The sequence below is a fragment of the Collinsella sp. CLA-SR-H006 genome (genome assembly GCF_040097075.1).
In the GTDB taxonomy this organism is placed as follows: domain Bacteria; phylum Actinomycetota; class Coriobacteriia; order Coriobacteriales; family Coriobacteriaceae; genus Collinsella.
This window is the reverse complement of record NZ_JBBNPD010000002.1, coordinates 182,617-205,572: the sequence shown is the minus strand read 5'-3', so window position 1 is coordinate 205,572 and position 22,956 is coordinate 182,617. Positions and strand designations below refer to the sequence as shown.

The window sequence follows — 22,956 nt, the reverse complement described above, 5'->3', positions numbered from 1 at the left end:
CCGCGAAGGTACCTGTCCCCATTGTGGTGGTTTAGGGCTCCCAGGGGCAGGGGGCTTCGATGTGGATGTGCTCGCCGGTAACGGGATGCGTAAAGGACACGCTGTGGGCGTGGAGCATCAATCCGCATGGGCGCGGCGTTCCGTACAGGTCGTCGCCCACCAGCGGATGGTGCTCGCTGGCCAGATGGACGCGAATCTGATGCTTGCGGCCGGTGAGCAGCTCGACATCGATATACGAACGCGTGGGCAGGCCTCGACGGCTCTTAAGGCGCTTGAGCACCTTGACGCGCGTCTGAGACGGCTTGCCGCTGGCGCCGACGCGCATCTTGCGGCTGTCGTGACGGTCGCGGGCGATGGGCTTGTCGATGAGCTTTTCGTTCCAGTCGATCTTGCCCTCGGCGAGCGCCAGGTAGTGCTTTTCGAAAGCGTGGTCGATGACCATCTGGTCAAAGGCGGGCTGCGTCTGTTTGTCGAGCGAAAACAACACCACGCCGGTGGTGTTGCGGTCCAGGCGGTTGAGCGGCTGCATGTCGGTCGCGGCAAAGCCGTCACCCATCGCCAGCAGCAGGTCGCTGGCGTAGTCGGTGAGCGTGCGCTCGCCGGTGCCGTCGCCGTGGACGATCATGCCGGCGGGCTTGTCGATGGCCATGAGCCAGGCGTCGCAGTAAAGGACTTGAGGTTCTTCGTTCACGTGTAAGCCTTTCGGTTAGCTAATTCCCACAAACATGCAGCCCGAGGTGGCGCCGCGCAGGCGGGCGGCGGGCTTGCGGCCGGCCTGTGCTGCTTCGACGGCACGACGGACGCGGGCGACGGCACGGCCCACCTCATCTGTCTCGAGCAGCGTTCCGTCTACCATGAGACGACGCACGCCGGCATCGAGCAGCTGAGGAGCCTGCGGCGTGAGGTCGATGGGGTAGGCGTCGTACAGGCGAGAGCGGCCATGGATGTCGGTGCGTACGGGCATGACCTTGCCGTCGATATTCTTGAGTGACAGCTTGCGGGCGCGCAGGCGGCAGTTAGCGCAATCGTGGATGCAGCCATTGGCCACCTGCAGGATGCAGTGCTCACTCGTCATAACGCGCGGGCGGCCGAACACAGTGATGCCCAGGGCTGCGGGCGCGGCGGTGGCAAGCGAGACGATCTCGTCGAGCGTGATCTCGGGCGAGAGCCAAAACGCACCGGCTCCGCGCTCGGCAAGTGCCTCCATGCAGGGCGTGTTATGCACCGGCAGGCAAGAGCGAATCTCGGCCGTGGCGCCGGCATGAGCGGCTACGGCGAGCTCGGAGATATTGCCGACGGCGACGGTGGCTCCGGCATTGATCCAAGGATCGACGCGCTCGTGGTCGACGGCGCGGCAGACCTCGTCGAGTACGGGCACGATACCCTGCTCAAATGCATCGGCAGGGGAGAGTCCGACAGCCTCGAGCGCGTCGGTGGTCATATAGATGCGCGTTGCACCCTCCGCGCGGGCTGCCTCGGCGGCCTCGAGCGAGGTGACGGTGGCGCAGATCTGCGGCTCGTCGCGGTAGTGCTTGGGCATGGGGCGCGTACATTTGTCGAGCACCGGCAACTCGAGCGTTTTTGCGCGCTCCTCGTACGGTGCCAGAATGGCCTCTTCCAGCGCCGTACAAGCGGCGGCGCGCACCTTGTGCACGGCGGAAAAGCCCATACCGCAGCCGGCGTCGAGCGAAACGTCAAAGCTTGCGGCCTCAAAGGGAGAGGAGCCCATGCGCCCGACGTGCTCAACCAGATCGGATGCCTCGACGGCGCGGGTCTTGGCAGCCTCGACGGTAAAGCCCGTGGCCGTGGCCGTAAGCGAAGGATCGTCGCAACAGGTGAGCGTAACGGCAAACGGCTCGCCCAGACGCGCCACAACGGACACGTCAACAGCTCGGCGGCGCAGCACATCGCGCTTGAGCGCGGCGCCGGCGGCGTCAATGGCACGCTGACTGCGAATCACGCGGACGCGGCAGCCCTCAGGCATGCTGCGGGGAACGCGACATTCGATGATGTCGCCCGCGGCGGCATCATCGGCGGCGATGGTGGTCAGAAATTGGTCGAACTCATCGTCGTGGCGAAGCTCCAGCAGGTCGCCTTTGCCCACGGGCTCAAACAGCTCAATGCGGGCGATGGCGGCGCGGCGACGGCGGTCGTCGGGCTTGAGGCCGCGCACATCGCGGTTGGCCGGGCGGCTGCCCAGCACCGTGCCCACGATCTGGCCGCGGTTGTTGGAACGCTCATAGCTCATCATCTCGTCGCCCGAGGTGCCGTCCTGATAGGCGTGCGTAAAGTCGCGGTTGAAGCAGCGCTTGAGCTGGCGCTGGCGGGCGGCTTCCTCGTCCTTGGCAACGGCGGCTCCGGATAGCATGTCGTCAATTTCGTGACGATACACATCAACGATGGAGTACACGTAATCGGGAGCCTTCATGCGACCCTCGAGCTTGAGCGATGCGGCGCCGGCGTCATACAGACGGCGAACAAGCTGCGATGTGTTGGTGTCACGCGGGCATAGCGCACGCTCGCGGCCGGCGGGGGAGAGAGCGCGACCGTTTTCGTCGATCAGCTCGTAGGGCAGGCGGCAGGGCTGGGCGCACATGCCGCGGTTGGCCGAGCGGCCCGCCATGGCAAAGCTCGAGAGCAGGCATAGGCCCGAGTAGCAAAAGCAGATGGCACCGTGGCTAAAGACCTCCAGGTCAACGTCGGGCGCGGCGTCGTGGATGGCAGCAATCTCGTCGATGGAGAGCTCGCGCGAGAGGGTCACGCGGTCGGCGCCCTGCTCACGGCACCAAAGGGTTCCGCGGTCGTCGTGGATGTTCGCCTGGGTTGAGATGTGCGTCTCGATGCCGGGCATCGTGCGCTTGACCTCAAAGAACAGACCCCAGTCCTGGATAATGAAGGCGTCGGCGCCCAGCGTGGAGCAGCGATGGATGAGTTGCAGCGCATCGCCCATCTCGGACTGCTTGATGACGATGTTGACCGTGACGTAGACGCGCGACCCGGCTAGATGTGCGGCGCGGCAGGCTTGCTCAAAGGCCTCGTCGGTAAAGTTGGTTGCCTTGCGGCGGGCGTTAAAGCTGCCCATGCCGCAATAGATGGCGTCTGCCCCCGCGGCGAGTGCGGCGGTAAAAGGCTCGGGCCCTCCGGCGGGCGCCAAAAGCTCGGGTCTGCGGTTGGTGGTTCGACTGGCGGTTGCGGTCATATCCTGCCTTTCAAAATGCTCAGATACTCAAAAGTATAGTGGCGTCGCTGCGGTGGGCGACGCCCGCAGCCTAAGCAGGACAAAGTCTTCAGCAGCTTGGACTGGCTGCTCCACATGAGAACCGTTCAGCGGTTCGGGGAAACCGTTGGGCGATAAAATATTCTCGCAAGCTGATAATATTCTTGCATCAAACAGAAACCTTGAGTACTATCCCAATCAAGCGCGGTGTTCAGACCGAACTGTGCCTCCCGGTGCGAACACCGCGCTCACGCTCTCTCAATTGATCGTAAGGAGAAAAACATGAGCAAGACCGTCGTGTCTTCCGATAACGCACCCGCAGCCATCGGCCCGTATTCCCCCGGTATCCAGGCCGGCAACATGGTGTTCCTGTCCGGCCAGCTGGGCATCGATCCCGCGACCGGCAAGATGCCCGAGGGCGTCGAGGCCCAGGCCAAGCAGTCCCTCGCCAACGTCGAGGCCCTGCTGACCGCTGCCGGCGCTACCTTTGCCGATGTCGTCAAGACCACGGTCTACCTGGCCGACATCGTCGACTTCGCCGCCGTGAACGAGATCTACGCCTCCAAGTTTGAGGCCCCGTTCCCCGCGCGCAGCGCCTTCCAGGTTGCCGCCCTTCCGGCTGGCGGTCTGGTCGAGATCGAGGTCGTTGCCGCTCTCTAAGGCGTTGGCCACAACTAAACATGACATGCAAAAAGACCCTGCAGCGCGTGCGAGCTGCAGGGTCTTTTATCAAGTGACGGATCGCTTGTGGAGCCGCACTCCATTTTGCTCGTTAGCCTTCCTTGCGGACTTTTTGCAGGTAGCGGTAGACGCTGGGCTCTGAGATGCCCAGCGCGGCGGCGGCGCAGGCCACGGCGCCCTTGAGCATGAACACCCCGTTACCGTTGAGGTGGCGAATGACGTCCACGCGGTCGCTCTGACCAAGCGACGCTACATCCAGCCCGCGCGCGCTCAGCAACTCGGCAATGCTGCGGTCGATGAGCTCCTGTGTAGACTCCGAAAGGCTTTCGACCTCGATAGGGGCGGGCTCCGTGCGCGTCGGCGCCGCGTCGAAGCACGCCATGAGCTGCTGCGCCATGGCGTTGATGGAGCGCACGGTCGAGAGGTCGGTGTTGACGCAGAGCATACCGACGATCTCATCATTCTCGCGGATAAAGTACGTCGCTGACTCCAACGTCTTGCCGCCGGCACCGCGCCCCTCGTAGCCCGTAATAAACGGCAGGTCGCGATACTTGGCGTCGTGCATGATCTTGAGTGCCAGATCGGTGGCGGGACCGCCGACCTTGCGGCCGCTTACGATGCCGTTGCGAATATCGACGATGGCGTGGTCGGGATCCGAGAAATCGTGCAGCACGATTTCGCTGTTTTTGCCGAGTATCTGCTCCAGAAAATCGACCATCGGCAAAAAGCGACGTACGGTCTCGTTCACGGGCAACTCCTTTGGGTAAAATCGGAAATGTTCATAACAATTTTTTCTCATGGTAACACGCTGCCCATCATCTCGTATATCCGCAGGTACATTGCGTAATGCAGACGAACGGTAGGAATTTAGCGGTAAACGGTTGACCAAAAGAAAAGTTAGATGTTATTTTGACCAGACACTTTCCTGACCTGCGGAAATGCGTTATTTCAGCTGAAGAATAGTCTGATAACAAAAAATTATTATTGAGAATGAGAATCATCTTTAATACGATATGCAATGAAGGCACAACCTCAACCCCGCACTGCGTCACAATAGAGCGTTAGATGCGAAAACAACTACTTCGAGGATTGGTGGTCAAATGACCCAGGAGACGGTTACGAACGGCACTGAAGCCCTGTTCACTCGCGAAGGCATGCCTCCCGTTAAGGAAATGATCCCGTGTGCCCTTCAGCACGTACTGGCATCGTTTGCCGGCATCATTACCCCGGCGGTCATCATGGCCGGCGTCTACGGCTTTAATAGCCAGCAGAGTACCGACATCATCCAGGTCGCGCTCATTCTTTCGGCGATCGACACGGCCCTTCAGGCCTTCGCTCCCTTCCGTCGCATCGGCGGCGGCCTGCCCATCGTCATGGGCGTTTCGTTCGCGTTCCTGCCGGCCCTGCAGGCCATGGGTGCCTCGGGCTTTAGCTTTGGTGCGCTGCTGGGTGGCGAGATCGTCGGCGGCGCCGTCGCGGTCCTCTTTGGTCTGGCCTACAGCAAGATCAAGTGGCTGTTCCCGCCCGTCGTGACCGGTACGGTCATCTTCTCCATCGGCGTTTCGCTGTATCCCACGGCCGTCAAGTATATGGCCGGCGGTATGGGTACGCCGCTGTGGGGCACCCCGCAGGCCTGGTGCGTCGCTCTTATCACCTTCGCCGTGGTCTTTGCGCTCGCCAACTTTGGCAAGGGCACGCTCAAGCTGGGATCCGTGTTCTTTGGCATGATCGTTGGCATGATCGTCTCCATCCCCTTTGGCATGATCGACTTCTCCAGCGTCGCCACCGCTCAGGTCTTCGCCCTTCCCAAGCTCATGCCCTACGCGCTCGAGTTTGATCCCGAGGTCTGCATTACCCTCGCCGTCGTGTTCCCCATGGTTGCTATCCAGGTTATCGGTGACGTTTCCGCCGCCTGCCTGGGCTCCATCGACCGTATGCCCACCGAGCGCGAGCTCTCCGGCGCTATTGTGTCCCAGGGCCTCACCTCTATGGTCGGCGGCCTGCTGGGCGGTCTTCCCACCAGCGCCCTTGGCCAGAACGTGGGCATCATCTGCTCCAACAAGGTCGTCAACAAGTGGGTCTTTGTGATCATTGCGGCCGTCTTTGCCATCGCCGGTCTGTTCCCGCAGCTCTCTGCCGTCCTTTCCGCTATCCCGCAGCCCGTCATCGGCGGCGCGACCGTCGGCGTCTTTGGCACCATCACCATGAACGGCGTGCGCATGTTCACCCGCGAGGGCCTCACGCAGCGCACTACCACCATCGTCGGCACCTCCGTCGTCTTTGGCCTGGGTATCTGGATGGCCAGCGGCTGCCTTGCCGGCGAGGGTATGCCCGCCTGGGTGTCCACCGTCATCGGCTCCAATGCCGTAACCCCCACCGCCATCATGGCCATTGTCCTTAACCTGATCCTTCCGCAGACGCCGGTCGTGGCTCAGCACATCGATGCTGCCAAGGACGCTGCCGTGGATCTGGTCTTGCCCGAGAGCAAGAAGTAACCAATTCGGTGCTATTCGTCGGCGGACGCATCGCCTCGTCCGCCGACGCCATGCGGCACCAAGCCGCACTTCAAAGGGTTTGTCCCTTTGGTGAAGCGTTGACGGGAGAGGGCCCGTTTCCGGTGTAGGCCGGCGCTTCGCACTCCGCCATGTCAGAGGTGTCAAACCCCGCCTCTGATGTTGAAGGGAGCATCCATGCTTCTGGTCGCTAACGGTTCCGTCTTTACCCGCAACGCTCAGGCCCCGTTCATTCCAAACGGTGCGGTCGCCATTGACGGAGATACGATCGTCGAAGTGGGCCCCGAGCGCGAGCTCAAGGCCAAGTACCCGGATGCCGAGTACGTCGATGCCCGGGGCAACCTCATCATGCCCGGACTCATCAACTGCCACACCCACATCTACTCGGGTCTGGCCCGCGGCCTCGCCATTAAGGGCTGCAACCCCACCAACTTCCTGGAGAATCTTGAGCAGCAGTGGTGGAAGATCGACGACAACCTGACGCTCGACGGCACCAAGGCCAGCGCCTATGCCACGATTTTGGACTCCATCCGCGATGGCGTCACCACGATCTTCGATCACCATGCGAGCTTCTGCGAGATTCCGGGAAGCCTCTTTACCATTAAGGATGCAGCTCAGGAGCTGGGCATGCGTTCGTGCCTGTGCTACGAGGTCTCCGATCGCCGCGGCCAGGAAAAGTGCGACCAGGCCATTGCCGAGAACGCCGAATTTGCCCAGTGGGCCGCCAAGGAGCGTCGCGATAACGACAACCACATGATCGCCGCCATGTTTGGCGGACATGCTACCTTTACGCTTTCGGACGAGACCATGGATAAGATGGCCGAGGCCAACAACGGCCTGACCGGCTTCCACATCCATGTGTGCGAGGGCATGAACGACGTGTGGGACTCCCGCCTCAACCGCGGTGGCATCAGCCCCGTCGAGCGCCTGCTGCAGCACAACCTGCTGGGTCCCGACACCATGCTGGGCCACTGCATCCACGTGACGCCTGCCGAGATGGATATCGTCAAGGAGTCCGGCACTTGGCTGGTCAACAACCCCGAATCCAATATGGGCAACGCCGTGGGCTGCGCCCCCGTGCTCGAGTTCTTCCGCCGCGGCATCCCCGTGTGCATGGGCACCGACGCCTACACCCACGATATGCTCGAGAGCCTTAAGGTCTTCCTGATTATTCAGCGCCACAACGCCGCCATGCCCAACGTGGGCTGGTGCGAGGCCATGACGATGCTGTTCGAGAACAACGCCAAGATGGCGAGCAAGTACTTCGATCGCAAGCTCGGTGTGCTCGAGGCCGGCGCTGCCGCCGACGTTATCGTTATGGACTACAAGCCCTTTACGCCGCTGAGCGAGGAGAACATCGACGGCCACATGCTCTTTGGCATGATGGGCAAAAACTGCCGCACCACCATCATCAACGGCCGCGTCCTGTACAAGGATCGCGAGTTCGTTGGGATTGATGAGGAAAAGATCAACGCGTGGACCATGGCTGAGTCCAAGAAGCTCTGGAGCACGCTCAACGATCGCACCTACTAATTCACAAGTAGATTCACGCGCGTCGGGTGTTTCGCCGCATCCGACACGCGTATAGGCGGCCTCCGCGGGGTCGCCGGCGCTGTGCTAGCGCTACACCGTATTTGCGCCCGCCGCGCGGTCTCGCCGGGCGTTACAGAGAGGAGCTCATTATGAGCGACATCATGAGGCCGATCCCGTTTTCGCAGCTGATGAACTGGATCATCGAGGAGCACAAGACTCGGGGCGCCGTCTTTGGCGTGCGCAAGATGGTCACGACCAACCAGGAGGGCGCGCTCCCCATTTTTGACGAGCGCATCGAGACCCCGTTTGGTCCGGCCGCTGGCCCCAATACGCAGCTTGCCCAGAACATCGTGGCCTCTTATGTGGCCGGTTCCCGCTTCTTTGAGCTTAAGACCGTTCAGGTTATGGACGGCGAGGAGCTCTCCAAGTGCGTTAACAAGCCCTGTATCGTGGCACAGGACGAGTGCTACAACTGCGAGTGGTCGACCGAGCTCGAGGTTCCGCAGGCCTTTGCCGAGTACGTGAAGGCATGGTTCGCCTGCCACCTGATCGCTCGCGAGTACGGCCTGGGCAGCCCGGACGGCTTTGTCTTCAACATGTCCGTGGGCTATGACCTCGAGGGTATTAAGAGCCCCAAGGTCGATGCCTACATCGAGGGCATGAAGGATGCCAGCGGCTCTGACGCCTGGAATGAGTGCCGCGCATGGGCGCTTGCCAACCTGGACAAGTTTGAGCATGTCGACGCCGCGTTTGTCGAGTCCATCCCGGCACGCGTCTCCAACTCCATCACCGAGTCCACGCTGCACGGCTGCCCGCCCGCCGAGATCGAGCGCATCGCGACCTATCTGATCACCGAGAAGGGCCTCAACACTTACATCAAGTGCAACCCCACGCTGCTGGGCTATGAGTTTGCCCGCCAGCGCCTCAACGAGCTGGGCTTTGATTACATCGTCTTTGATGACACGCACTTCCGCGAGGACCTGCAGTGGGCCGATGCCGTGCCCATGTTCGAGCGCCTGATTGCCCTGTGCGCCGAGCGCGGCCTGGAGTTTGGCGTCAAGCTGACCAACACCTTCCCCGTCGACGTGACGAGAAACGAGCTGCCCTCCACCGAGATGTACATGTCCGGCCGTTCGCTGTTCTCGCTGACCATCGAGGCCGCCCGCCGCATTACCGAGCAGTTCGATGGCAAGCTGCGCATCAGCTACTCCGGCGGCGCCACGGTCTACAACATCCGCGCCCTGTACAATGCCGGCATTTGGCCCGTTACCCTGGCGACCGACGTGCTCAAGCCCGGTGGCTACGAGCGCTTTAGCCAGATGGCCGGCGAGTTTACCGACCTGGACGGCAAGCCGTTCGCGGGCGTCTCTCTCGAGGCCGTGACCGCGATCCAGACCGACTCGCTCACCAATCCGCTCTATAAGAAGCCGCTGCGCCCGCTGCCCGACCGCAAGGTTGCCGGCAAGAGCCCGCTTTCCGACTGCTTTACCACGCCGTGCCGCACGAGCTGCCCCATCCAGCAGGATATTCCTGCCTACCTGGCGGCTGTTGACGAGGGCCGCTACGAGGACGCACTCAACATTATCATCGAGCGCAACGCCCTGCCGTTCATTACCGGCACCATCTGCCCGCATCCCTGCGGTCGTGCCTGCGAGCGTGCGTTCTACGAGCCCGAGGGCGCCCAGATCCGCGACAGCAAGCTCAAGGCCGCCCGCGAGGCCATGACCGCCGTGCTGCCGAAGCTGCGCGCCCAGGCCATCGCCAACGACGGTGAGCGCAACGTTGCCGTTATCGGCGGCGGCCCGGCCGGCCTGGCGACGGCGTTCTTCCTGACGCGCGCCGGCGTGCCCGTCACCATCTTTGAGGCCCGCGATTCACTCGGCGGCGTGGTCCGTCACGTGATCCCCGAGTTCCGTATCGCCAGCGATGATATCTCCCACGATGCCGAGCTCTGCCTGGCCTTTGGCGCCAAGGTGCAGCTCAATGCTCGCGTGGATTCTATTGACGAGCTCAAGGCCCAGGGCTTTACCGACGTGGTCGTGGCCACCGGTGCCTGGATGCCCGGCTCTGCGGGCCTGGGCGAGGGTGCCGAGCTTGACGTGCTGGAGTTCCTCGAGGCCGCCAAGAAGGGCGAGAAGCTCGAGCTGGGCGAGGACGTCGTGGTCATTGGCGCCGGCAATACCGCCATGGACGCGGCCCGCGTGGCCAAGCGCCTGGCTGGCGTGAAGAACGTGCGCTTGGTCTACCGCCGCACCAAGAAGCAGATGCCCGCCGACGAGGAAGAGCTCGATCTTGCTCTTGCCGACGGCGTTGAGTTCTGCGAGCTGCTGGCGCCCAAGGCGCTCAACGGTGCCGTGCTGACCTGCGATGTTATGGAGCTTGGCGAGCCGGACTCAAGCGGCCGTCGCAGCCCTGTCGCCACGGGCGAGACCGTCGAGCTTTCCGCCACCACGGTGATCTGCGCCGTGGGCGAGGGCATCGATGCCAGCCTGTACGACGCCGCGGGCGTCGAGCACGACCGTCGCGGCCGCCTTGCCGCCACCTCCACCGGCGTCGAGGGCGTCTGGGCTGCCGGCGACTGCCGTCGCAGTCCGGCCACCGTGGTCGAGGCTATCGCCGATGCCGCCGAGGTCGCCCGTGCCATCGCCGGTGTGGACTTTAACAAGTACGCCGACCAGAATGCTCAGGCCGATCGCGAGGACGCCTGCTACGAGCGCAAGGGGTCGCTGTGCCGCGACAAGCGCAACTGCACCAAGACCCGCTGCCTGGGCTGCGGCTCGGTGTGCGAGGTCTGCTGCGACGTGTGCCCCAATCGCGCCAACGTTGCCATTAAGGTGCCGGGCCTGGCCAAGCATCAGGTCGTCCACGTCGATGGCATGTGCAACGAGTGCGGCAACTGCGCCGTGTTCTGTCCCTACCAGGAGGGTCGTCCCTACAAGGACAAGCTCACCCTGTTCTGGAGCGAGCAGGATATGGAGAACTCCGAGAACGAGGGCTTCCTGGCTGTGGACGAGGACCACTTTAAGGTCCGCGTCGCCGGCACGGTCCGCACCGTCTCGGTCGATGCCGTCAACACCGGTCTTCCCGAGGCCGTCCGCCTGACCATCAGGGCTGTGCGCGACAACTATTCGTACCTTCTTAAGAAATAGGCGAGTCTCTTATGGCCAAATCCATTCAACATAACGTGGCCTACGTTGCCTGCGGAAGTGGTTGTGCCTCCGCAGGCGGCGACGCCCGCTGCAGCGAAGGCTGCATTGGCTGTGGCGCCTGCGTCACGGCCTGCCCCCACGGCGCCATTGCGCTGGTCGATGGCATCGCCCGCGTGGATCGCTCCAAGTGCACGGGCTGTGGCCTGTGCGGCATGGCGTGCCCGCAGCGCGTGATTGCCTTCGTTCCCGGCTACCAGAACATTCTGGTGCGCTGCAACAACACCGATAAGGGCGCCATTGCGCGCAAGATTTGCGACACGAGCTGCATCGGTTGCGGCATGTGCGCCAAAAAGTGCCCCGCCGGCGCTATCCGCATCGAGGACAACTGTGCCCATATCGACGGCGTGGACTGCCTGTCGTGCGGCATGTGCGCCGTCGTCTGTCCTCATGGCGCCATCCACGATCGCACCGGCATCGCCGCCGGCGTGTAGAAGGGAATCACCATGGCACAGGAATTCACTTTTACCGTTAACGGCGTCGAGCGCACGACGACGCAGAACAAGCCGCTGCTGCGCTACCTGCGCGACGACCTGCACATCCATTCCGCCAAGGACGGCTGCTCCGAGGGCGCCTGCGGTACCTGCACCATCCATGTGGACGGTGCGGCCGTCAAGGCGTGCGTGCTGACCACCGCTCTTGCCGCCGGCCGCAACATCGTGACCGTCGAGGGCCTGCCCGAGGACGTGCGCGAGGCCTTTGTGTACGCCTTTGGCGCCGTGGGCGCCGTGCAGTGCGGTTTTTGTATCCCAGGCATGGTCATGGCGGGTGCGGCGCTCATCGCCGAGGACCCCGAGCCCACCGAGGAACAGATCAAGTACGCCATTCGCGGTAACGTCTGCCGCTGCACCGGCTACAAAAAGATTATCGAGGGCATTGCGCTGGCCGCTGCGGTGCTCCGCGGCGAAAAGCAGATCGACGAGGATCTGGAGCGCGGCGACGACTACGGCGTGGGCAAGCGCGCCTTCCGTATTGACGTGCGCAAGAAGGTGCTCGGCGAGGGCAAGTACCCCGACGACATCGACGAGATCGACCAGCCGGGCCTGACCTACGCCAGCGCCGTGCGCTCCAAGTATCCGCGTGCCCGCGTGCTCTCCATCGATACCTCCAAGGCCGAGGCCCTACCCGGTGTGGTTGGCGTCCTGCGCGCCGAGGACGTGCCGGTCAACCAGGTCGGCCACCTTATCCAGGACTGGGACGTCATGATCGCCCAGGGCGACATCACCCGCTGCGTGGGCGATGCCATCGTGCTGGTGGTTGCCGAGGACGAGGCGACGCTCGAGAAGGCCAAGAAGCTCGTAAAGATTGATTACGAGCCGCTGGAGCCCGTGCGCAACATCGCCGAGGCCAGGTCTGCCGACGCCCCGCGCCTGCACGACAGCTTCTTTGCCTTTGGCAACACGGTGGAGCTCAAGGACAACGTGTGCCAGAGCCGTCACGTGACGCGCGGCGACGCCGCCAAGGCGCTGGCGGAGAGCGCATTCACCGTGACGCAGCGCTTTACTACGCCCTTTACCGAGCATGCCTTCTTGGAGCCCGAGTGCGCCGTTGCCTTCCCGTACAAGAATGGCGTCAAGGTGCAGTCGACCGACCAGGGCGCCTACGACACGCGCAAAGAGTGTGCCCACATGTTTGGCTGGGATAGCGAACCCGAGCGTGTGGTCGTCGAGACTATGCTCGTGGGCGGCGGTTTTGGCGGCAAGGAGGACGTGTCCATCCAGCACCTGGCTGCGCTCGCCGCATATAAGTTCCAGCGTCCTGTGAAGTGCAAGCTCACGCGCGCCGAGTCGCTCGCGTTTCATCCCAAGCGCCACGCCATGGACGGCACCTTTACACTGGGCTGCGACGCCGAGGGCAACTTTACCGGCCTGGATTGCGAGATCAACTTCGATACCGGCGCCTACGCGTCGCTGTGCGGCCCGGTGCTCGAGCGCGCCTGTACGCATGCCGTCGGCCCCTACAAGTACCAGAACACCGACATTCGCGGCTTTGGCTACTACACCAACAACCCGCCCGCCGGCGCGTACCGCGGCTTTGGCGTCTGCCAGTCCGAGTTTGCGCTCGAGAGCCTAATCGACCTGCTGGCAGAGAAGGTCGGCCTGGATCCGTGGGAGATTCGCTACCGCAACGCCATCGAGCCGGGCGAGGTTCTGCCCAACGGCCAGATTGCCGATTGCTCCACGGCGCTTAAAGAGACGCTGCTTGAGGTCAAGGATGCCTACTACGCGCATCCCGGACACGCCGGTATCGCCTGCGCCATGAAGAACGCCGGCGTGGGCGTGGGCCTGCCCGATGCCGGCCGCTGCAAGATCCGCATCGAGGATGGCCGCGCCGTGGTCTACGCCGCCACGTCCGACATCGGCCAGGGCTGCAACACCGTCTTTTTGCAGGACGTTGCCGAGGCCTGCGGTCTGCCGCTGAGCTGCATTGCCAACGGCGAGTGCTCCACCGAGAACGCCCCCGACTCCGGCACCACGTCTGGCTCGCGTCAGACGGTCGTGACCGGCGAGGCCGTGCGCGGTGCCGCCTTCCTGCTGCGCGATGCCATGCTTGACATCGAGGCCGGCAAGCATGCACCCGATGCTCCTGTGAGTGCGCATGGCGACGGCGTCAAGATTGAGTACGACGACGGTCGCGCCTATCAGCTGCGCACGCAGGAGCTCGTCGCCGGCCAGGGTATGCATCCTCAGGATCCCGCGGCTGCCATCAAGGCACTCGAGGGATGCGAGTTTGGCTACGTGTACCTGGAGCCGACCGACAAGCTGGGCGCCGACGTTCCCAACCCCAAGAGCCACATCTGCTACGGGTTTGCCACGCATGTGGTCATTCTGGATGATGACGGCCGCGTGAGCGAGGTCTATGCCGCGCACGATTCCGGCAAGGTGGTCAACCCCATCTCCATCCAGGGTCAGATCGAAGGCGGTGTGCTCATGGGTATGGGTTACGCACTTACCGAGGACTGGCCGCTCAAGGACTGCGTGCCCCAGGCAAGGTACGGTACGCTCGGGCTGTTCCGTGCACCCGAGATTCCGGATATCCACGCTATCTACGTGGAGAAGGACGAGCTGTTGCCCGTGGCATACGGCGGCAAGGGCATCGGCGAGATCGCAACGATCCCCACGGCGCCCGCCGTGCAGAACGCCTACCGCGCGTTTGACGGCAAACTACGTCCGGATCTGCCCATGGTGGATACGCCCTACAGCCGCGCCCGTCACCGCGGGTAGGGTAGAGCGCGGACGGTCATTGCTTACGGGCTGTTCGCGCTCAGCATCAACTGCATATGCTGCACCTTTGGCCCCAGCTCCATCGCGAGCCGGGGCCTTTTGTTTGGAGCGCCTCCGCATGCGGAAGCTGCGTCCCAGATTTCGGCTCCAGAATGGGACGTACTTTCCGGACGGGGCTTCAAACGGAAACTGTATCCCGGATTCGACGCTCAGAATGGGATGCGTTTTCCGGTAGAGGCCTCAAATGGAAAGTGTGTCCCGGAATATGGCTCCAGCCTGGGATGCATTTTCCGGTTGAAGCCTCAAGCGGAAACTACGTCCCGGAATTCGGTCTCGGAACGGGTCGTGCTTTCCGGATCGCCCCTCAACCGGAAGCTGTGTCCCGGAATCATGCCTCAGAATGGAACGCGCTTTCCGTTGGCGTGGCCGTTGGGAAAACACGGCCCAGATAGGGGGGGATGCGATCCGGCGATGCGCGGCCTAGCAGCTCCTACAGGTCCACCTCGTTGAGCCATGTCGGTAGAGCGGTCTGCCGGATGCCTGCCGTCTGCAGCTTTTTGGCGAGCATTCCTGCCGAGCGGACCTCGTTCATGGTAAAGCGCAGCAGAGGGTGGCCGTAGAGCGATAGGTGCGCCTCGCGCTGTCGTTCGGCAACGAGCGCCTCGGCGGTGGTGCGTCCGGCCAGCATGGTCTGGTCGGTATATTTGATGAGCCCGTCGAGCTCGCCCAGCGTGAGTTCCCGCGCCTGGCGCTCCCAGGCAAAGTCCGTTCGTATGGGCTTGGCCGAATCGAAGGGGTCCGTCAACTCGTATTGAAGCCAGTCGGGCGCAAAGCCCGTCTCGATCATGACGGCTCGGGTGACCGATTCCCCGCCGCTCTCGGCGCGGGCGTCGGCATATCGAAGCGTTGTGAGGGCGGTGCGAATCGCGCGACCATTGCGTGCAGTCGCTCGTTGCTCAACGGCCTCCATCAGCTGTTCCGGCGCAAGGCCGAGCTTTGAGATCGCCGAATCGGCAATGGGCATGCCGTCGGCAAAACCAGTTTGCAGCAGGCAATCTGTGGCCGTTTGGATGGGCGGCGTTACCGATATGCCGGCTTTGCGTATTGCTCCGGCCGGCTCAATCTGGCGCCGCTGAATATGTGCGCCCGGACGAGCCGACGGCTTTGTCGAGCTGCAAACATGCACGACGTTCAGGTGTCGCCACGAGACCTCGAGCCCCAGCAGGCAAGCTGCCGAAAACGAGCAGAACGTCCAATCGGGATGGATGATCGCAAGGGCGCGGAGGATTTCGCAATGGCGTTGCGCTCGGTTGAGTTCATCCCAGCGCGTTTTTCGCGCAAACAACCCCGGCATAGGCGAGATAACCGTGCCGCTGGTGCGCCGAAGGAGCGCTTTTCGGATCGCCGTGCTCGGGGGAATCAGACAGCGCCCCTCTTGTTCGGCTTGAGTGAGCAGTTGGTCGATGAGCTGGTCATTGCAATGGGTCATGAGCTACCGCCTCCTTTTGGGTAGCAAAAACGTATCAGCTGGAACTTGCCGCTCAGCTGACCAAAAGCTGACCAAAATCTAACCATGCAGGTAGATGACCTGCTTTTGGCGACATATTTCTTGTTTGAATCGGTGGGCGGTAATCGGCGACCGTGAACGGTAGCTAGATATGAAACCTTGGTAAGTTTCGGGACGTGTACTTTTTGAAAAAGAGCATTCTATCTGCTGTTTTGTGTTTCTGGATCGCATATTTGAAGGTATGTGATAAGGGCGGCGGACTGTCGCCTTGTATCTGCGGAAACTGTGTCCCGGAATTGCCACTCGGAATGGGACGCGCTTTCCGGAACAGCCCTCAAGCGGAAATTGCATCTCGGAACGAGTCCTCAGAGCGGGATGAACTTTCCCAACGGGGCCGCATGCGGAAACTGTGTCCCGGAATGAGCGCTCGGAATGGGATGCATTTTCCGGTAGAAGCTTCAGCGGAAAGTGCATCCCAGAATTCAGGCTCAGAACGGGACACGCTTTCCGGATGGCATGCTTGGCGGAAACTACGGCCCAGTTTTTGGCTCCAGAACGGGATACATTTTCCGGAACGGTCCACGTGCGGCGGTGTATCGCCCCCTTTAGTGCGCCACTTGTCGAATTACGTTATAGCTAGCTATATTATAGGAAGGTATAATATAGCTAGCTATAACGCAAAGGAAGGATGGCCCTATGTTTATCGGAAGAACGGCGGAAATGTTCGAGCTCAATCGACTGTATGGCACGGGCTCCTTTGAGATGCCTGTGATTTACGGCCGCCGTCGCGTGGGCAAAACGCGTCTTATCACAGAGTTTATCCAAGGCAAGAAGGCTATTTACTTTCAAGCTCGTCGTACCAATGCAGAGGCAAACCTGCGTGGCTTTAGCCAGGCGATACTTGCGGGCTCCGTTGGTGTTGCTGGCGTGTCGTTTCGTAGTTTTGACGAGGCGTTCGATGCATTGGCTACCATGGCTCGCACGGAACGTTTGATTGTCGTGATCGACGAGTATCCTTATCTCGCCCAATCGAATCCCGAGATCAGCTCGTTGCTGCAAGACAAGATCGATCACTTGTACAAAGAGACCAAGCTTATGCTTATCCTGTGCGGGTCGTCGCTTTCGTTTATGGAAGAGCAGGTGTTGGGCTACGAGAGCCCACTATACGGTAGGCGTACGGCCCAGTTTAAGATCATGCCGCTCGATTTTACGACGACCCTCGACCTGTGGCAGAGCATGGGTCGCGAAGACGCTGCGGTTTGTTATGGCATGACGGGCGGCATTCCTGCATATATCGAGAAAGTCGATCCCGTCGCACCGCTCAAGGACAACATCAAACGTCTTTTTCTTACTCCTACGGGCTATCTCTTTGAGGAGCCGAGTAACCTGCTATTGCAAGAGTGCCGCAATCCCGAGCAATATGATGCGATCGTGCAAGCAATTGCTCAGGGGCGCTCGAAGATCTCGGAGATTGCGAGCTCCACGGGAATCCCTGCGAGCAACGTTAAGAGCTATGTGGATAAGCTGGCGTCGCTTGGGATTGTCGAGCGCGAGCTGCCCCTAAACGAGACGAGCAATAAGCGAGTCGTGTATCTGCTGAGCGACCAGATGTTTAGGTTCTGGTACAAGTTTGTTCCGCAGAACATCGGGCTGATTCAAAACGATATGGCCGAGATGGCGTATAAGCGCATTGAGCCGCACGTATCGGATTACATGGGTACGGTCTTTGAGCTTATATGCAGACAATACGTGTACGAACTCGCGCGCGCGGGCCAGCTCGATGTGGTTCCGGCGAGCGTCGGGCGCTGGTGGGGGACGGATAATCGCACGCATACGCAGGAAGAAATCGACTTGATTGTTGACGATGGCGAGGGCACTGCGCTGTATGCGGAGTGCAAATGGCGCAATGAGCCAGTGGGCGAGGATGTTCTGGAAAAGCTCGTGTACCGAAGCGAGCTCTTTAGGCGGCAGCATAAAAGCTACGTGATCTTCTCGAAGCGTGGCTTTACGCAAGGATGCCAGGAAGCCGCGGCGAGCAGGGGAGATACCAAGCTGATTTCGTTTGTCGAGATGTGCGAGCGGGATAACGCTGCTCGGGGGTAAAGCCTGTCCTCGAATGGCTGAAACGGGGCCCCTCTGTTGTCGTGCTAGCTGCCAGCGGAATGCCGGCGGAAAGCATGTCCCAGATTTTGGCTCCAGGGTGGGACGCCGTTTCCGAATCGGCTCTCAACCGGAAATTGCATCCCGGAATGAGCGCTCAGACTGGGACGCATTTTCCGGATCGGCCTTCAAGCGGAAGCTGCGTCCCGGATTCTGGCTCCAGAGTGGGATGCCGTTTCCGGTTGAGGTCTCTGGCGGAAGCTGTATCCCGGAATCGAGCTTCAGAGTGGGACGTGCTTTCCCGTCAGGAGCTCAAGTGGAAACTACGTCCCGGATTCAAGCCTCGGAATGGGACGTGCTTTCCGGATGGGCTTCAAGCGGAAACTGTGTCCCAGAATCGACATGGCTTCAAGTGGAAAGCGCGTCTTAGAATACCGCGCCGGCGTTTTTGGCGGTTGTGGTGGGCAAGGGGGGCATCGCTTACACACGCGACGACGGCGTGGCGGCGATCCCCATGGCGGCACTTGGGGCGTAGTGTTTTTGCGGGGCGTCGGGCTTCCTTTACCGAAAATCCATTTGGTAAACCAGATGCTCGCGGATAGAATAAAGTTGACGGCAGCCCAAGTGGTGAAGAGCTGGGCAGCGCCGTTGCTTGGTCAAGAGGTCAATGCCTTAATGGCAGCGACTTGTTATGCTTCGAATGCTGCTTGAGTGCCTCGGATAGTTCGATAAGCGCCGTGAAGAGCGAGACCAAAGCAACCAAGAGCTCTGTGAGCTCTGATGGGCCCGGGATGACCTCTGATTCAAGTCACCGGGCCTCAATCTTTTTCATGCATTTGAATAGAGCGGGCGACTCTCTTGGGGCCGTCTGCATGGCGTGCGACCGGTGCATGGCATTGCGCCCCGCTTTCATGTCCGCACGGGCGCCTATCCTTACGGCAATGTAGCCGCCTATGTAGCAAGCGGCAGGCAACGGAGAAAGGCCCTAACCGTGTCAGCTGAAAAGATGCCGTGTATCTCGGCCATCGATACGACGAACTTTGCGCGCCAGATTGTGCTGGACTTTGAGTTTGCGCCGGTGCCAAAGCAGCGCCAGCGCCGTGGACTGCGCAATGAGATTATCGAGGTCGGCGCCGTCAAGCTCGATTACCACGGCAACGTTATGGGCGAGTTCTCGCAGTTTGTGCAGACGGAATTTACCGAAGGCGTTGCGTTGCCCGTCCGCGAGCTCACGGGGATATCGGCCGTGGACACCGCGATGGCCGATCCGCTCTATGTGGTGATCAAAAGGCTCAGCGATTGGATCGGTCGCTACTCCGCCCAAGTGGTCTGTTGGAGCGGGACGGACCGTCGACAGCTTTTGACCGAGTGCCAGGCAAAGCACATCGACCTTTCCGCATTTCCTACGGACTGGGCCGACCTGCAGGCGTTTTACACCTCGATCATGGACGTTGGCAGCCACGGGCGCGTCTCTTTGAGCGATGCGGCAACGTGGTTCGGCATCGAGTTCGACGAGTCGACGGGACACGCTCACAGCGCCCTTGCCGATGCGCGCGTGACCGCCAAGCTGCTCAAACAGATGATGGACGGGGACTACCGTGTGAGCCTGCACGCCCAAGAAGTCCGCCAGCGGTGGGGGATGGGCGAGTGACCCCAGACGTGCCTTTCCAACAAGTGCCCCGAGCTGGGAGACCTGCTGCTGAAGCTGAAGGCAGAGGGGAGGTAGGAGGCTCATTTGGCGACAAGCGGACGGAATGGTTGCGCGAAGGATTCTAGGATCAGCAGCAGAAGACTGCGTTTGGGATCCTACTCAAGGACGCGCTGACACTCGCTGGGACCAAGCAGGTCAAGAGCGTGGACATCGAGATGGCTTCCATTATTGAAGAGCGGCTTGCTAACATGATTCGCTGAACAGATAGGCAGAGACCCGTGACGCTGTGTGCGTCATCGTGCACAATGAGGTGTATAGGCTGCCAGTGGCGAACTATCCCGACGAGGTTCTGAGCAACTGCATCACCTAGATTTTCGAATACTTCTACGAAGAGGGATTTGGCGGCGTAGAGCAATCTGATTTTACGCGTTTGCAGGAGGAAGCCGATATGGCAGACGAACTTGTTTTTAGTGCTGGCGAGATAGTTTACGCCATGCCTCAACTGCCCAAAGTTACATCTGTGCCGCTGAACGGTAGCGCCGTGCTGGTTGGTTTTAAGGACGCTCCCGATGGGGAGGAGGTCCTCTTTGATTTTGACCCTCAGGCTGAAAAGGCTACGAAGCTCGACTATGAACTTGCAGCCGTTAGCGGGCTCCTCACGGGCGCGTTGAATATCCTTTGGCAGAAAGACTTCAACCTAGAGGGTGCCAAAGAGTGGGGCGACGAGAAGGTTGGCAAATTCGTTCTTACGATTGCCAAGTCTGCGGGTATGACAAAGGCGGATGCAACTCTAGAAGACGCTATTCGCTTTCTAGAGAAAGAGTTTCCTCTTGCCACGGACAAGCTAACCGCTGAGTTTGGCGGCGGGCTCCAACATCATCTGCGGGATTTCTCGCACCACCCGAGCTTGGTTGGCCTTGCGTGTTCGATCCTCTCGCAATTCACGTGCAAAGGCTATGGTACCGATACGGCCGGACGGTTTGTCGCCTTTGACCTGCCTGCCGCCGCCTTCGATCCCGACTGCCCTCTTGTAGGCAGGAACGTTCCAGAGAAGATCGCGTTTGGCACTCTGTTCTGGGCGATGCATCTCGTGAGCGACATGGCGGGGTCTAGTTCAAACCCCGGTAAGGGGACGGGTATTCCCGGCGTTGTGCTGTCCCTGCTAAAGGAGCTCTCCTCCCTGCCTGTTTTTCAAGACATGCAGATTGCCTATAAGGGCAAGGATATTCGCATTCAGCAATGGATCTCAAAGCTGTTTAACGGAACGGCGTTCAAAACCGAGGACGGCAAGCCCATTCGCTTCGACCTTCGGACGGAAGTCGGTCTTTTCGATCAAGCCTTAAGCCAGGTGCCAGCAGTCGTGGCCAACGAGGTTATCGTTCGTTGTCTCTACATGCTTTCAAGGCTCAAGGCCGAGCTAGAACGTTGCGAAGTGAGTGATGTCTCCGGCTTGCGCAAGCTCAAGGCTTCGCATTTCATGCCCTACAACAGCAGGGCCCTCACTCGCATGGTCACGGTTTCGAGTACTTCGTTCGTTCTGGCGAATCTGGCGACGGCGGCGGTCAGGGCGGGTATCGAATGCGAGGGGAACAAGGTCGTGTTCGCCCAGAAGTTCTTCTTGCGAATAAGCTACGTTGGAGTTGGACGCCTTGCGTTTGCCCTCCATGCCGACTGGGGCTATATGGCGGAGGAAATGTCCGAGGCTTGGACTGAGCGTGCCAGGCGCCGCCAGGATATTTTCGATGGATTCCACTTTTATAGCCTAGATAGAGAAACGACGAGGATTGCCTTCTCGCTGAAGCTTGCCGCCATCAACTACGACTGCGGGAACGAGAAGAACGAAGTGCGCAAAGGGCAAAAGAGGAGCTGGGCCCGCGCGTGGCAGGATTCGGTCACGGATGGCCTAGGCATTGATGCAGGCGGCTATTTTTTGAGCGAGGAAGATGCGTACGGAGCCCTTGAGGCTATTTCGCGGCAGCGAGGCGGCAAGGTGCGCGCTTTGCTGATCGCTCAGGAGCTGGTTGAGTTTCGCCCCTATTTCCAGATAGGAGATGAAGAGAAGAAGGAATACAAAGGTTTGAAGGGGAGCGGGGCTTGGGTTAAAGATGAATTTCCCAGGAGACAAGACGCGGTTGATTCGGATGCCATACGTTCCCTCGAGAAGCATCGCGGGACGCGCGCTCGTGAGCTTTCGGATACATTACCAAAGCTCTTGGTGGGCGGTGCCATTGCTGCGGCGGCGTTCGTAGGCGCAGGAGGGGTGGCTGCGGCATTCGCTTCGGATATCGCTGTCGGCATCTTCGGAGGCTCGTTTGTCGGCCTCCACGGAGCAGCGCTTGTCAATGCGAGCCTTGCCGCGGCTGGCGGCGGAGCCTTGGCCACCGGTGGCATGGGAATGGCCGGCGGGACTGCTTTGATTACGGGGAGCGGCGCCGCGCTTGGTCTTTTGGGATCGGGCGGCGTTGCTTTGGCGGCATCGATGGGGGAGAACTATGCGCAGTTCGTGCTCGTTGAATGTTCGAGGCTTCTTGCTTTTCTTGATGTGGCAACTGACCGCTGCCCGCATGAGGGGGCCGTTTTGGTGCGGAAGGCAGCCGAGGCCGTGCAGCGCAGCGTCGCTGGTGTTGAGGAGGATGTCGAGAAGGAGAATGGAAAGGGGGATCGCAGGGATGGCAGGTTGCTCAAGCAGTTGAAGAAGGGGCTTGGGTATTTGTCTTCAACCCTTAAGCTGATCGAGAAGATGCAGGAGCGCCTTGGTGCCGCCGGTGAGAGTGAGTCGCTCAACAGCTTGCCGGCATCAAGTGATGAATAGGTTCGGGCAGTCTGGCTGCAATTCTATGCCATTAGCGCCCTCGCTCAAGCTGGCGTCATGCTTACCCATCTCTTTGTGGAACGTGATAAGTGTGTTAGCGGCTTGCTCGGTGTCTTTTTGAGTTGCCGACTAGTTCTCATCGAGCTCCTTCAGGCGGGAGAGACGACGGTTCAGAGTGTTATTCCCCTTCTTATTGGCGTTAATTACTTGCCTATCCATCTGTGCTAGACGGTAATTAGTTTTCAGTCCTTTGCTAGAATCATAGGCACATTTGTATTGCATCATGCAATCGCGGAGGTTCCCATGAAGTACGCCGACCTTATCGACGGAGAAGCAACCCCGAGCGAGCTCAGAAGCTTCCTCGTGGACGGCGAGAACGTGGCAGTAACCGTCCGCATTCCCAAGAACATGCGCGACGCCGCCAGGGAGGCGGCTGCTCTCAATGGCGTTAGCTTCACGTCTCTCGTAAAGACGAGCCTCATCGAGTATCTGTCCAAGAAGGAGAAGTAACG

Annotated in this window: 14 protein-coding genes; 10 read left to right on the top strand and 4 right to left on the bottom strand. The window is 60.7% G+C overall.

Features of this window, described 5'->3' with window-relative positions; genetic code table 11:
* Positions 1 to 31: 31 nt before the first annotated feature.
* Positions 32 to 691: an RluA family pseudouridine synthase gene (locus tag AAA069_RS02455; protein ID WP_233508892.1), complete on the bottom strand. Its 660-nt coding sequence runs from the start codon at positions 689 to 691 to the stop codon at positions 32 to 34.
* A 15-nt stretch (positions 692 to 706) separates the two neighbouring features.
* The gene (locus tag AAA069_RS02450) at positions 707 to 3,199 is read right to left on the bottom strand and encodes a U32 family peptidase (RefSeq protein ID WP_349127464.1); all 2,493 of its coding nucleotides are present in this window, start codon (positions 3,197 to 3,199) and stop codon (positions 707 to 709) included.
* 300 nt (positions 3,200 to 3,499) lie between these two features.
* On the opposite strand from AAA069_RS02450, the gene AAA069_RS02445 reads away from it, so the two are divergent.
* Positions 3,500 to 3,877, top strand: coding sequence for a Rid family detoxifying hydrolase (locus tag AAA069_RS02445; RefSeq protein ID WP_117769383.1), 378 nt, complete (start codon positions 3,500 to 3,502; stop codon positions 3,875 to 3,877).
* 112 nt (positions 3,878 to 3,989) lie between these two features.
* Here the strand turns inward: AAA069_RS02445 and AAA069_RS02440 are convergent, their stop codons facing one another.
* Positions 3,990 to 4,646 (bottom strand): PAS domain-containing protein, encoded by a 657-nt coding sequence (locus AAA069_RS02440; protein WP_233506175.1) that lies wholly within the window; start codon positions 4,644 to 4,646, stop codon positions 3,990 to 3,992.
* A 352-nt stretch (positions 4,647 to 4,998) separates the two neighbouring features.
* On the opposite strand from AAA069_RS02440, the gene AAA069_RS02435 reads away from it, so the two are divergent.
* The 5 genes from AAA069_RS02435 (at position 4,999) to xdh (ending at position 14,374) form a co-directional block, all read left to right on the top strand.
* Positions 4,999 to 6,393, top strand: a complete 1,395-nt coding sequence (locus AAA069_RS02435; protein ID WP_055285183.1) for a solute carrier family 23 protein — start codon at positions 4,999 to 5,001, stop codon at positions 6,391 to 6,393.
* A 195-nt stretch (positions 6,394 to 6,588) separates the two neighbouring features.
* The gene (gene ssnA / locus AAA069_RS02430; protein WP_349127463.1) at positions 6,589 to 7,944 is read left to right on the top strand and encodes a putative aminohydrolase SsnA; all 1,356 of its coding nucleotides are present in this window, start codon (positions 6,589 to 6,591) and stop codon (positions 7,942 to 7,944) included.
* Between the two features lie 149 nt (positions 7,945 to 8,093).
* Positions 8,094 to 11,093 (top strand): putative selenate reductase subunit YgfK, encoded by a 3,000-nt coding sequence (ygfK, locus tag AAA069_RS02425; protein ID WP_349127462.1) that lies wholly within the window; start codon positions 8,094 to 8,096, stop codon positions 11,091 to 11,093.
* Positions 11,094 to 11,104: 11 nt separating this feature from the next.
* Positions 11,105 to 11,584, top strand: a complete 480-nt coding sequence (locus AAA069_RS02420) for a 4Fe-4S binding protein (protein ID WP_006235055.1) — start codon at positions 11,105 to 11,107, stop codon at positions 11,582 to 11,584.
* A gap of 12 nt (positions 11,585 to 11,596) precedes the next feature.
* Positions 11,597 to 14,374 carry a selenium-dependent xanthine dehydrogenase gene (xdh, locus tag AAA069_RS02415; RefSeq protein WP_349127461.1) on the top strand — a complete coding sequence of 926 codons (2,778 nt, stop codon included), beginning with the start codon at positions 11,597 to 11,599 and terminating at the stop codon, positions 14,372 to 14,374.
* Positions 14,375 to 14,864: 490 nt separating this feature from the next.
* Here the strand turns inward: xdh and AAA069_RS02410 are convergent, their stop codons facing one another.
* Entirely contained in the window at positions 14,865 to 15,863 is a 999-nt protein-coding gene (locus AAA069_RS02410; RefSeq protein ID WP_349127460.1) for a hypothetical protein, read from the bottom strand.
* Positions 15,864 to 16,577: 714 nt separating this feature from the next.
* Here AAA069_RS02410 and AAA069_RS02405 point away from each other — a divergent pair.
* From AAA069_RS02405 to AAA069_RS02390, 4 genes are all read left to right on the top strand, one after another.
* A complete protein-coding gene (locus tag AAA069_RS02405) occupies positions 16,578 to 17,984 on the top strand; it encodes an ATP-binding protein (RefSeq protein ID WP_349127459.1) in 1,407 nt (468 codons plus the stop codon).
* Between the two features lie 988 nt (positions 17,985 to 18,972).
* Positions 18,973 to 19,632, top strand: a complete 660-nt coding sequence (locus AAA069_RS02400; protein ID WP_349127458.1) for a 3'-5' exonuclease — start codon at positions 18,973 to 18,975, stop codon at positions 19,630 to 19,632.
* A gap of 448 nt (positions 19,633 to 20,080) precedes the next feature.
* On the top strand, positions 20,081 to 22,444 hold the full coding sequence (locus AAA069_RS02395) for a hypothetical protein (RefSeq protein ID WP_349127457.1): 2,364 nt from the start codon (positions 20,081 to 20,083) through the stop codon (positions 22,442 to 22,444).
* Positions 22,445 to 22,747: 303 nt separating this feature from the next.
* Positions 22,748 to 22,954: a hypothetical protein gene (locus AAA069_RS02390; RefSeq protein ID WP_118259959.1), complete on the top strand. Its 207-nt coding sequence runs from the start codon at positions 22,748 to 22,750 to the stop codon at positions 22,952 to 22,954.
* The last annotated feature ends 2 nt before the right edge of the window (positions 22,955 to 22,956 follow it).